Source organism: Janthinobacterium glycogeni, from assembly GCF_051380725.1.
Classification (GTDB): Bacteria; Pseudomonadota; Gammaproteobacteria; order Burkholderiales; family Burkholderiaceae_D; genus Janthinobacterium.
In genome coordinates this window covers 60,648-72,744 of sequence record NZ_JBNYXP010000018.1, presented here as the reverse complement: position 1 = coordinate 72,744, position 12,097 = coordinate 60,648, and the positions used below count along the sequence as shown (strand labels likewise).

Genomic DNA, 12,097 nt, shown 5'->3' with positions numbered 1-12,097 from the left:
CGGATACGGCATCCAGTTACCCGGTCTTGATATGCCTACCAAGATTTTGACAGCGGTCGATACCGTTCGCAATACCACGAACGGCATGAGGGGAAGAATACAAGGTCGGATTAGCGGGGCGTAGCCGCGCGTAATCCGACAAGAGCGGCCAACAATGTTGTCGGATTACGCGCTGGGGCGCTAATCCGACCTACGCCTGCCAATCAGCCCATCTCCACCAAAAACTCATGCATGCCCGTATGCGGCAATTGCGCGCACGCCGGTGCAAAATGCGGCAACTGGCCCCACAGCAGCGGGTTGCCGACGATGTACACATAGTGCTGCGCGCGCGTCAGGGCCACATTGAGCAGGTTCGGCGTGGCCGCCACCCATTGCGCGGCGCCCACCGTGCTGTCGTCGGCGCCGAGGACCAGCATGACCACGCTTTGTTCCTTGCCCTGGAAGGTATGCACGGTGCCCACCATCTGCTTGCTCCATTGGCCCAATTCGCGCGCCGTCGGCGCCTTGCCATAGCCGAGGCGGCGGTCCCAGTCCATGTCGACGATGCGCGAGCGCAATTCGTTGCGCACGGCCTTGAACGGCGTGATCACATACATGTCGGGCAGCTTGCCGTCGCGGCGATACAGTTTCAGCAGCACTTCCAGCACGAAATCGAGCTGCACGGGCACTACCTGCTTGTAGCTGACGGGGCCGATGGCGTCGATCCAGCGGCTGGGGCCCCGCGTCAGACCGCGCGCGCCGGCCGGCGGCGTGCGGTCAGCCAGGCCATAGACCATCTTGTCTTCGTAGGCGATGCTGTTGGCCAGCGAAAACATCGGTTCCACGCAGCGGCGGTGCACGCGCAGCGGGCTGCCGATCCACAAGGGTTTTTCGCTGCCGGCGCCGACGACGGCGCCATAGCGGTTGGCCCTGTCGGCCAGGGTCTGCACGGAAACACTGCTTGGCGCGTAGCTGCCATCCTGCGTATGCGGCGACAGAGCCGACAAGGTCTGCACCAGGCGCCCCGGCACCGTGACAATGGGTTCGATCTGCAGCGGGTCGCCGACAACCACGGCGCGCTTGGCGCGCCACAGGCTGCCCAGCGCCGCTTGTGGCGGTGCCTGGCCCGCCTCATCGATGAACAGCCAGCCCAGCGATTCAGGCCCCATGCCCTGGAACTGGCGCGCGAACGAGGCGAACGTGGTCGACACGACAGGCACGACCATGAACAGGCTGTGCCAGACCATGGCGACGTGCGACTGGTCATAGGCACGCTTGTTTTTCAGCAGTTTCGACACGGCCAGCAAGTTGCCGCCAAAGCCGGGTCCGCCTTTTTTTGCCACTTCCGCCAGCCACGCTTCGTGCAGGGCCAGGGCCTTGGCAAACAGGCGCGAGCGCAGGCGCGCCAGGGCCGGTTCATGCCACAGGCCGCCGATTTGCAGCGCGTCGCCGTCCAGTTCGTCCAGGGTCGCGGGCGCGATGATGGTGGGGAAGCGCATGCGGGCGCGGCGCAGCAGTTCCGTGCTGTCATCCCACTCGCGCTGGCGCGACTGCGCCGTGCGCAGGGCGATGTGCAGGCTGTTGCGGGCGCGCTCGCAGCGCGGCTCCAGCTCGCCCTTCAGCAGCAGCTTGATGGCGGACACGTCGCGCGCGGCCTGGCGCTGCGCTTCGGCGTTGGCCACGACGGCGTCCTTGTAGGCGCGCGCCGGGGCCGTGCGGAACAGGCGGGCAAGGAAGCCCGGCTGCGTCAGCGCCACCAGGCGCTCTTCTTCCAGCAAGTCCTTCTTGCTGGCGAGCAGGGTGTCCTGCTGCGCCAGTGCGCCGGCCAGGGCGCCATTCGCCGCATCCATCTCTTGCTCGGCTTCAATCAACGCTTGCTGGCTGGCCTGCATGAAATCGGCTTCCGTGCAGGTGCCGACGGCTTGCCACAGGGCTGCGTACTGGGCGTGCTCGGCCAGGGCTTTTTCCACCACGTGTTCCGTCTCGCGGAACTCGCGCGCGGCCTGGGCGAAGCTCACGCCGTGGTAACTGGCCAGCCATTGACGGATATTCTGCGCGTTCGGCGTCTTGCGCGCCGTGCTCTTGTCCCAGTCGTCGTCATAAAAATTGCTGACGAAGCGGCGGCGGTTCGCGCTATTGCCCAGCGCGCAGGACATCAAGCCCCACGGCGTTTCCGTTTCGTCCAGGGCGCGGTTGGCGCCATTGCCGTCGGCCATCACGCGGCGCGCCACGCTTTCAAAGTAACGCGTGCGCGCCCATTCCTTGCCCAGCTGTTTCGGTTTCGGCAGGTCGCCGGAAATATTTTCCACGGCCGCATTGTTGGACGAGGCGACGACCATTTCAAAGCCCGTCAGTTCCGGGCGCAAGCGGGCGATCGTGATCGGGTCGCGCACGCCTTCGAAAGCCACGGCCACCTTGCCGATGAAGGCGTCGCCGGCGCGGTCCAGGCAGGACAGCACGCTGGCGCGGCGCACGATGTTGTCGGCGAACAATTCTCGCAGCAAGGTGGTCTTGCCCGTACCGGGCGGGCCGTTGACGGAAAAGATGCCGCGTTCGCTCAAGCCCGTGCGCGCGCCGTGGATGGCGAACTGCTGCATCAGGCTCATGGCGTAGCTGGCGTCTTCCAGCCAGTGTCCCCGGTTCATGTTCGCGGGATTGAGCATGGCGGCCAGCGCCTGGCGTCCGGCCGGGCTGTACAGGTCGATGCGCTCATCCTGCGCCAGCGGCGTCAGGTAGGCGGCGACCGTCGCGGGTAGCTTGCCGCCACGCAAGGCGCGGATGATCTGTTCCAGATCGTCGAGGTAAAAACTGTTGAGAATATCGATCGAGGGTTCCACCGCATCGCCGAAGTCCAGGCTGCGGTTCTGGCTGGACTCCAATGTATCGGCATCCGTCGCGGCCGCGCGTTTTTTGCGTGTGCGCAATTCCAGCACGGCCAGCGGCTGGCCGGCGGACGGGTGGAAACCGGCCCAGTCGCGCAGCAGGTCGGCCAGGGCCGCGATTTCCATGCCGGACAGGGGCGACGAGACATTGCCCGCCTCGTCCGTCACTGGCTGCGGGGCGCGGGTGGCGGCAAAGTTGCGCAGGCTGTCTTGCAGCGCCAGCTGGCTGTCGCTGAAGGCGTCCAGGCTCAGGCCCGACCAGTCCGGCGTGCGGGCGCGGCCCAGGGCCCACGGCAAGGTCGACACGGACACGGGATCGAACTGCGGTTCGCCTAGCGCATTGAGGTTGATGCGGGCAAAGCACGAGCGTCCCAGCAGTTCTGTTTTTTCCGTGTCGGCAATGTTTTCCGGACCGTTGGCCGGCGGGCAAGCCTTGTTGATTTCGGCCTTGTCAAACACGCCGAGGAACAGTGAAAAGCCATCGATCTCGCGGTCGGAAGGGACTGGCCACTGCGTGGCGAACTGCGGCGGCAATTGCGCCAGCTGTTCGCGGTGGAGGAGACGCACGGTGGACTGGTCTTCGACGTCCGTGATTTGATTCAGGTCAAACGGGATAAAGAATTCGATCTTGTGCCAATACTCCAGGATAGCCAGGAGGCGCTGCTGTTCTGCCTGATTCATGATGACCAATATTTTGTAAAGCGAGCGAGGATTGTAAAGCGTATGCGTGCTGCACGTTTTGCACTTTTGTCTATTGCGCGGGCTTTGCCGCAAAAAAAGTGGTATTGGCGGACGAAAAAAAGCCAGGCAGCAACTTCCTGCCTGGCTGTCCCCGTTGCGATGTTGCCGGGTGTTAAAACTCTGGTATTAAAACTGGTGTTTTAAAACTCTTCCCACTCGCTCTCGGCGGCGGCGTTGCTGCGGCGTGCCGGCGCGGCCGCGACGGCCTTGCGCGCGGGCGCCGGCCGGGCTGCGGGAGGCGCGATTTTTGCCGCTGCCGCTGCCGGTGCTGTGCGCACCGGCGTCAGCTTGGGTGCGCTGACGGCATGGTTGCCTGTCTTAAAGAAGCCCACCACGTGCGCCAGTTCGCCCGCCTGTTCCTGCATGCTTTGCGAGGCGGCCGCCGCTTCTTCCACCAGGGCCGCGTTTTGCTGCGTCACTTCATCCATCTGGGCAATGGCCATGTTGATCTGTTCGATGCCGATGGTCTGCTCGTGCGTGGCGGAGGTGATCTCGCCCATGATGTCGGTCACGCGCACGATGCTGTCGACGATGTCGCCCATGGTCTGGCCCGCTTCATTGACGAGGCGCGAACCCGTGTCCACGTTGGCCACCGAAGCGGCGATCAGTTCCTTGATTTCCTTGGCGGCCGAGGCCGAACGGTGCGCCAGGTTGCGCACCTCGGTGGCGACGACGGCGAAGCCACGGCCCTGTTCGCCTGCACGCGCCGCTTCCACGGCCGCGTTCAAGGCCAGGATGTTGGTCTGGAAGGCGATGCCGTCGATGACGCCGATGATGTCGACGATTTTCTTCGACGAGTCATTGATCGTGCCCATGGTGTCGACCACTTGCGCGACGATGCTGCCGCCGCGCACGGCCACCTCGGACGCGCTTTTCGCCAGCTGGTTTGCCTGGCGCGCATTGTCCGCGTTCTGTTTCACGGTCGAGGTCAGTTCTTCCATGGCCGACGCCGTTTCTTCCAGCGAACTCGCCTGTTCTTCCGTGCGGGACGACAGGTCGAGGTTGCCGGCGGCAATTTCGCTCGACGCCGTGGAGATCGCATCGGTGCCGTGGCGCACTTGCGCCACCACGCCCAGCAGGCTGGTGTTCATGGCTTTCAGGGCGCCGAGCAGGCGGCCCGTTTCATCGCTGGAATCGACGACGATGTGCGACGACAAATCGCCCGAGGCCACGGTTTCTGCCACGCTGACGGCCGCATTGATGGGACGGGTGATCGAGCGCGTGATGATCCAGGCCACGAAGGCGCCCAGCAGCACGGCCACGCTGCCCAGGGCAATCATGGAGGCGCGTGCGCTCGCGCTCAGCGTCTCGGCGTCCGTTGCCGCCTGGGCCGCCTGCTCGCCTTCATACGCGACCAGGCTGTCGAGCGCGCCCAGCACGATCTTCAGGCTCGGCGCCGCCTGCTGCGTCAAAAAGGCGATCGCTTCTTCCGTCTGGCCCGCATTGCGCAGCTCGATGACCTTGTTGTTCAGCGGCGCGCCCGATTTCAGGGCCGCGTCCAGTTCGGCCATCAGGGCCGTTTCCTTGTCCGTCGAGATTTTCTTTTGCAAGGTTTCCTTGGCGGCGCCGTATTTCTTGCGCGCTTCGCCGATCTTTGCCAGTTCCGCCTGCACCAGCGCTTCCGTCGGCGCCACCACAATGCTGGTGATCGCCAGGGTAATGTTGCGCACGTTGTCGCTCATGGTATTGGCGGCAGCCATCTTGACGTTCTTGTCGGCCACGATGTCGTGCGTGCGCGCGCTCAGTTGTCCCATGGAGTACAGGCCGACGAGCAAGACGGCCACCAGCAGGCCGAGAACGACAGCAAACCCGATCCCGAGCCGGGTGCCGATTTTGAATTGTGTAAGTGACATGATTGCTTTCGTATTGCGGAAGTGAGGGAAAACGTCGACAGGCCAGGGCTACGGGTTTATACGTAAGGACAGCCAGCCAGTAATTGTTCCTCAAAATTCCGCACTGCAATACAAAAACTTGTATCAAGTCAGTGAAAAGCTGAAAAACTGCTGGCAACTTAACTAAGTTGTCGTGTGGAAACAACGAGCGCGGCGCCGGAGGCGGACTTAGTTTTCCGGAAACACGTGGGTGGCGAGGAAATCGATGAAGGCGCGCAGTTTTGGCGTCAGGTGGCGGCTGCTGGGCCACAGGATGCGAAAGGCGCCGTCATGCCGGCGGTGCGCGTCCAGCACCGGCTGCAAGCGGCCCGCCGTCAGCGCCGCGCGCACGGCAAAGTCGGGCAGGGCGGCGATGCCCAGGCCGCTTTCGGCAAAGTGCAGCAGGGTGTCGACATTGTTGCAGTTGAGCACAGTCGGCAAGCCCGCCGCGTGCAAGGCCGGCCACTCGGGCAGGGGCCAGGCTTCGACCTTGCCGCTGCTGGGGAACTTGTACCGCAGACAAGTGTGCTGCGCCAGGTCGGCGGGCAGCAGCGGCGTGCCGTGCTCGGTCAAATAAGCCGGCGCGGCCACCAGTTGCAGCTGGAACTGGCCCAGCTGGCGGCTCATCAAACGGCTGTCGGCGCTTTCTCCCGCGCGCACGACGGCGTCGTAGCCCTCTTCGATGACGTCGACCCGGCGGTCGCTGAAATCGAGGTCGAGTTCCACCTGCGGATAGGCACGCGCAAAGGCCGCCAGCACGGGATTGAGCAGGCTGCCCACCTGCGGCAGGCTGACGCGCAGCCGGCCTTGCGGCGCGCTCTTGCTGTTCGATAATTCCAGCTCGGCCGCTTCGATCTCGCCCAGGATGCGCCGGCAGCGTTCGAGAAACACGGTGCCTTCGCTCGTCAGCGCGATGCTGCGCGTGCTGCGGTGAAACAGGCGCACGCCCAGGCGCTGTTCCAGCCGCGCGATGCTTTTCCCCACGGCCGAGGCAGAAATACCGAGCACCCGGCCCGCCGCGACAAAACTGCGCAGTTCCGCCGCCTGCACGAAGGCCGTGAATCCCGCCAGGTTATCCATGGTTTTCCTTTTAATTGCGGATGTCAACGTCCGCACAGAGTGAAACTATAGCCTGTTTTTCTTTGATCGCGCCTGGCTTACCTTGGCAGCCTGATCATTTGAAAGGCTGAACCATGATGTCCGACTTCTCTCCCGCGGCCTTAGCCGCACGCATCGACCCCTTGCTCGATGCCGTACTGCAGCAGCAGCGCCTGGCGGGCGCCGTGGTGCTGGTGCGCCAGCGTGGCCAGGACGTGTATCGCCGCGCGGCCGGCCACCTGGACCGCGAAGCGGGCACGCTCATGGTGGAAGACGCCGTCTTCCGCCTGGCGTCCGTCAGCAAACCCATCGTCTCGACGGCCGCGCTGGCGCTGGTGGGGCAAGGCCGGCTGGGCCTGGACGACCTGGTGACGCGCTGGCTGCCGTATTTTGCGCCGCGCCAGCCGGACGGCGCCGTGGCGGCGATCACCGTGCGCCACTTGCTCACGCACACGGCCGGCCTTGACTACGGCTTCTTCCAGCCGCCGGGCGGCGCGTATGCGCGGGCGGGGGTATCGGACGGCATGGATGCGTCCCGTATTTCCCTGGAGGACAACCTGCGCCGCCTGGCCACCGTGCCGCTCGCGTATGCGCCGGGTGAGCGCTGGGCGTATTCGATCGCCACCGATGTGCTGGGCGCCGTGATCGAAGCGGTGACGGGTTTGCCGCTGGCGCACGCCGTGGCGCAGCTGGTGACGGTGCCGCTGGCCATGCGCGACACGGGGTTCATGGCTACCGACCCGGCGCGCCTGGCCGTCGCGTATGCGGACCGCGCGGCTGGCGAGTCCCGGCCGCGCCGTTTGCGCGACGCGGGGGAAGACCATCTGCCATTTCTCGATGGCATGGCAGGTTTTACGTTAGCTCCGGCGCGCGCCCGCGATGCGCACGCGTATCCATCCGGCGGCGCCGGCATGGTGGGCTCGGCACCGGACTTCATGCGCTTGCTGGAAACCTTGCGCCTGGGTGGCGCGCCGCTGCTGCCGCCGGCGCTGGCGCGGCAGATGGGCGAGAACCAGACCGGTACGTTCGACTTGCCGTTCTGGCCCGGCCGCGGCTTCGGCCTGGGGTTTACCGTGTTGACCGATCCGCAACTGGCCGCCACGCCCGAGTCTGCGGGCAGCTGGCGCATGGGCGGTACCTATGGCCACTCGTGGTTTGTCGACCCTGCGCAGGAGCTGTCCGTGGTGGCGTTCACGAATACGGCATTGGAGGGCATGGCGGGGCCGTTCGTGACGCAACTGTGCCAGGCGGTGTATGGCGCCAAGGAAATGCCATGACGCGCCCGCACCCCATCGTCTTTCTTGCGCTGGGCCTGTTCGGTGTGTATTGCATCGAGTTTGGCGTGGTGGGCATCTTGCCGATGATCATGCGGCGCTATGGCGTGACGGCCGCGCAGGCGGGCTCATTGGTGAGCCTGTTCGCCTTGGTGATCGCCGTGGGCGGTCCCTTCCTCGTGTTGCTGGCCACGCGCTGGCGCCGCAAGAGCGTGCTGATCGTCTCGCTGCTCGTGTTTGCCCTGGCCAGCGTTGCCTCTGCCTATGCGCCGCGCTTCGAGTGGCTCATGGCGCTGCGCATCGTGCCGGCCCTGTTCCACCCCGTGTATTTCTCGCTGGCCATGGTGGCCGCCGCCGCCCTGTACCCGCCGCGCGAGGCGGCGCGGGCCGGCGCGCATGCGTTCACGGGCACCAGCATGGGCATGGTGCTGGGCATACCGCTCACCACCTGGATCGCCGCCCAGTATGGCTATGAGGCAGCGTTCCTTGCCTGCGCCCTCGTCAATGCGCTGGCCGCGCTGGGGCTGTATTGCTTCTTGCCCGACACGCCGCGCGAAGCGCCGCTGGCGTATGGCCGCCAGCTGGCCGTGCTGCGCAAACCCGCGCTGTGGCTCAATATTGCTGCCGCCGTGCTGGTGTTTGCCGCCATGTTTGCCGTGTATGCGTATGCGGCCGCGTATCTGCAGCAGGTGGCGGGCTTGTCGGCGCGCCAGACGGGGCTGGCGCTGGTGGTGTTCGGCGTGGGCGGCGTGGCGGGCAATCTGTTCGCGGGACGCCAGCTGGGCACGCACGTGCTGCGCACGGTGTCGCTGCAGCCTGTGCTGCTGGGGCTGGCTTACTGGCTGCTGTACCGCTATGCGGATAGCGAGATCGGCTGGGCGGCGCTGGCCGTCTTGCTGCTGTTCTGGGGGGCGGCGCATACGAGCGGACTGATCGTCACGCAAGTGTGGCTCAGCAGCGAAGCGCGCGAGGCGCCCGCGTTCGCCATCGGCGTGTATATCGCCGCCATCAACCTGGGCGTGACGGTGGGCGCACTGGCAGGCGGCATGGCCATCGAGTCCTATGGCATGCCGGGGGCGCTGGCCTGCGGCGCGCTGCTGGGCACTCTCGCGCTGGCAGCGATTGCCGTGAAAGCGTGGCTGTACCGCCTGCCCTCAGTCGGCAAGATGGTTGGGGATGCGAAACAGTAGATCCGTATCGCCGATGTCCACGCCCGCTTGCGACAGCAGGGTGCTGGCCTGGCCCCGGTGGTGCGTCTGGTGGTTGAAGAAATGCATCAGCAGGCTGAAGAACTCGCGCCGGTTCGGTCCCTTGCTGTTGCGGTAGTCGAGCAGGTGGTCGAGGTCTTCTTCGCGGATGGAGGCGGCCCAGTCCACGATGAGTTGGTCCAGCCACAACCGGTGCGCGTGCATGGCGGCAAAATCGTCGGCCGCGAACAGCGGCTGCGTGAGCGAGGCGGGCGGCGTGATGGCGCGGATCGGATCGAGCTGGGGAAAGCCGGCCGGATGTTTCGCGTAGCGCTGCAGCCATAGAGTGTCACCCACCATGACGTGGTTCAAGGTGGCCAGCAGGGAGCCGAAAAAGGCGCCCCGCTCGCGCTCCAGCTCGCCGGGCGGCAAGCTGGCCGCCGCCGCGTAGACCTTGGCGTTCATCCACTGGTTGTAATCGGCCATCAGGCAAACGTGGGCGCAACGGCTCATGGTGTTTCCTCCAGTGGCTGAATGTTCTATGTTAAACGGACTTCAGGAACGCGCGTATGCCGGCGAGCAACATTTCAATGGCCATCGCCGTCAGGATCAGGCCCATCAGGCGCTCGAACGCCGTCATGACCCTTGGACCGAGCGCGCGCTGCAAGCGTTCGGCGCACAGGAAGACGGCCAGCCAGACGACGGCCACGGCCGTCAAGCCCGCCACGTGGGCGATGACGTCGTTCATTTCATGCGAGGAAAACAGCAAGACGGTCGCCAGGGCCGACGGGCCGGCCAGCGCGGGGATGGCCAGCGGCACGATGAACGGTTCGCCGCCCATCTCGTGGTCGCTATTGCCGGCGTTGGGCTGCGGAAACACCATGCGCATGGCGATCAGGAACAGGATCACGCCGCCGCCGATGCGCAGCGCCACTTCCGACAACTGCAAGGCGTTGAGGAAATGGCGGCCGAAGAACATAAACAGCAGCAAGATGCCGAAGGCGATCAGGCATTCGCGCACCACGACTTTCCAGCGCCGTTCGATGGGTACCCGTTTCAGGGCATTGACGAACAGGGAAACGTTGCCGAACGGATCGGTGACAAGCAAGAGCAGGATAAATGTCTGGAAAAAATTCTGTGTCATGGTGATGTGATTGAGGTCAGCACCGCTGCCAGGATGGGCGCGCTGCGATAAGGCTTGCGATGATAACAAGAGCGGCGACTATCGCCCATGATTATTGATGCATAGCAGCATTTTTTTTACGCGGCGATGACTTTTGCCTGGTAAAACGCGGTGGGCGTGGTGCCGAAATGCTTTTTGAACATGGCCGTAAACGCGCTCTGGCTCGTGTAGCCATTGTCCATCGCCACGTCGATGACCTTGCCGCCGCGCGCCAATTGCTCGAGCGCCCGCAGCAGCCGCGCCTGCTGGCGCCACTGGCCAAAGCGCATGCCCGTCTGCTTCTGGAACAAGCGGTGCAGGCTGCGCTCGGTGATCGCCAGTTCCTGTGCCCAGTGCGCTACCGTCACTTGCTCGCCCGGCTGTTCCATCAGCCGCGCACAGATGCCGCGCAGGCGCGCGTCAAAAGGCAAGGGCAGGTGCAGGGGCAGCACGGGCAGGCTGTTTAGTTCGTGCAACAGCAGTTGCAGCAGATGCCAGTCGCGGCTGCCTTCCGTGAAGTCGGGCGCGATATCGACGGCCGCGACGATCAGTTGCCGCAGCAGGGGGCTGATGTCGAGCACGCAGCTGTGGCGCGGCAGCAGTGGCGAGCTGGCGCAGTCGATGAACACGGTGCGCATTTTCACGGCGCCGCTCATGCGCACCTGGTGCGCGATGCCGGGCTGCAGCCACACGCCGCGCGTGGGCGGCACCACCCAGCGCCCGCCCTGCGCCTCGATGGTCATCACGCCCTCGATGGCATACAGCAATTGCGCATGCGTGTGGCGGTGCACGGAAATCACGTGGCCATGCGCATAGTCGACGGCCAGCGCCATGGCGCGCGCCGTGACGGGCAGCAATTCCTGAAAGGCGGGGGAGGAACAATCCATGAAAGAAGGTCAGTTTTGCGATAGGTATGGACATCTTAGCGCGAGAAGGCGCGGCGCGCCTGCGGCATGATGGTTTCCCGCAATGATTTATGGAGTTCCGCATGCCTGTGCGCGCCTATCTGTATCCGTTCCTGGCCATGCTGCTGTGGGCCGGCAACGTCGTCGTCTCGAAGCTGGCCGCGTCCAGCATCGCCCCCACGGCCATCACGTTTTACCGCCTGGTGCTGGTCTTGCTGGTGATGACGCCGTTCATCGCCCGCCCCCTGTGGCGCAACCGCGCCGCCATCCGCCGCCAGTGGTGGCAGCTGGCGCTGTGCGGCGTGATGTCGATGGCGCTGTTCCAGAGCCTGTCCTACCGCGCCGCGGAAAGCACCACGGCGACGAATATGGCCATCGTCACGGCGCTGGCGCCGCTGATGACGGCCCTGCTCAGCGTGTTGCTGCTGGGCGAGCGCCTGACGGTCGGCATGGCGGCCGGCGGCGTGCTGTCGTTTGGCGGCTTGCTGTACCTGGTGGGGCGCGGCGACGTGCTGGCCTTGCTGCAGCAGGGCGTGCATGCGGGCGATGCGCTGATGCTGCTGGCCTGCCTGAGCTTTGCCCTGTACGGCGTGCTGCTGCGCCGCTGGCGTTTATCCATTCCCGCATGGCAAGCCATTTATTGCCAGGCGCTGGCGGCCCTGGCCTGCATGCTGCCCCTGTTCCTGCTGCTGCCGCCCGGTAGCGCCCGGCTGGACGCCACCACCTTGCCCCTGATCGGCTATGCGGGCATCGGCTCGTCCATCGTGCTGTCCTACCTGTGGATTGAAGGCGTCAAACTGCTGGGGCCGAACCGCTGCAGCATCTACGTCAACCTGCTGCCCCTCCTGACGGCCTTGCTGGCCATCGTCTGGCTGCACGAAAGCATGCATATATATCACCTGGTCGGCGGCGGCATCTCGCTGCTGGGCGTGCTGCTGGCGCAGACGGTGCAGCGGCCCCTGTGGCGCCGGCGTCCTGGGGTGTCCGGTCTTGCCTGA

At 65.1% G+C, this 12,097-nt stretch carries 10 protein-coding genes; 4 read left to right on the top strand and 6 right to left on the bottom strand.

The genetic code is table 11. The annotated features are described in order from the left end of the window. Window positions 1–203 precede the first annotated feature (203 nt). Complete coding sequence (locus tag ACQ4W4_RS26235; protein ID WP_436544451.1) at window positions 204–3,428, bottom strand: DEAD/DEAH box helicase; 3,225 nt, start codon at window positions 3,426–3,428, stop codon at window positions 204–206. Here ACQ4W4_RS26235 and ACQ4W4_RS26230 point away from each other — a divergent pair. Then, window positions 3,396–3,746, top strand: coding sequence for a hypothetical protein (locus ACQ4W4_RS26230; protein ID WP_436544450.1), 351 nt, complete (start codon window positions 3,396–3,398; stop codon window positions 3,744–3,746). The genes ACQ4W4_RS26235 and ACQ4W4_RS26230 overlap by 33 nt on opposite strands. On the opposite strand, the gene ACQ4W4_RS26225 is transcribed toward ACQ4W4_RS26230, so the two are convergent. Then, complete coding sequence (locus ACQ4W4_RS26225) at window positions 3,743–5,455, bottom strand: methyl-accepting chemotaxis protein (RefSeq protein WP_436544449.1); 1,713 nt, start codon at window positions 5,453–5,455, stop codon at window positions 3,743–3,745. The genes ACQ4W4_RS26230 and ACQ4W4_RS26225 overlap by 4 nt on opposite strands. A gap of 207 nt (window positions 5,456–5,662) precedes the next feature. Beyond that, on the bottom strand, window positions 5,663–6,553 hold the full coding sequence (locus ACQ4W4_RS26220; RefSeq protein ID WP_436544448.1) for a LysR family transcriptional regulator: 891 nt from the start codon (window positions 6,551–6,553) through the stop codon (window positions 5,663–5,665). 116 nt (window positions 6,554–6,669) lie between these two features. Here ACQ4W4_RS26220 and ACQ4W4_RS26215 point away from each other — a divergent pair, with 116 nt between their 5' ends. Continuing rightward, window positions 6,670–7,848, top strand: coding sequence for a serine hydrolase domain-containing protein (locus tag ACQ4W4_RS26215; protein WP_436544453.1), 1,179 nt, complete (start codon window positions 6,670–6,672; stop codon window positions 7,846–7,848). After that, window positions 7,845–9,035: an MFS transporter gene (locus tag ACQ4W4_RS26210; RefSeq protein ID WP_436544447.1), complete on the top strand. Its 1,191-nt coding sequence runs from the start codon at window positions 7,845–7,847 to the stop codon at window positions 9,033–9,035. Before ACQ4W4_RS26215 ends, ACQ4W4_RS26210 begins: the two co-directional genes overlap by 4 nt. Here ACQ4W4_RS26210 and ACQ4W4_RS26205 read toward each other — a convergent pair. From ACQ4W4_RS26205 to ACQ4W4_RS26195, 3 genes are all read right to left on the bottom strand, one after another. Beyond that, the gene (locus ACQ4W4_RS26205) at window positions 9,000–9,545 is read right to left on the bottom strand and encodes a DinB family protein (protein WP_436544446.1); all 546 of its coding nucleotides are present in this window, start codon (window positions 9,543–9,545) and stop codon (window positions 9,000–9,002) included. The genes ACQ4W4_RS26210 and ACQ4W4_RS26205 overlap by 36 nt on opposite strands. 31 nt (window positions 9,546–9,576) lie before the next feature. Continuing rightward, window positions 9,577–10,176, bottom strand: a complete 600-nt coding sequence (locus ACQ4W4_RS26200; protein ID WP_436544445.1) for a MarC family protein — start codon at window positions 10,174–10,176, stop codon at window positions 9,577–9,579. Between the two features lie 116 nt (window positions 10,177–10,292). Next, complete coding sequence (locus ACQ4W4_RS26195) at window positions 10,293–11,081, bottom strand: AraC family transcriptional regulator (protein ID WP_436544444.1); 789 nt, start codon at window positions 11,079–11,081, stop codon at window positions 10,293–10,295. Window positions 11,082–11,182: 101 nt separating this feature from the next. Between ACQ4W4_RS26195 and ACQ4W4_RS26190 the strand changes: the two genes are divergently transcribed. Further along, window positions 11,183–12,097 (top strand): DMT family transporter, encoded by a 915-nt coding sequence (locus ACQ4W4_RS26190; protein ID WP_436544443.1) that lies wholly within the window; start codon window positions 11,183–11,185, stop codon window positions 12,095–12,097.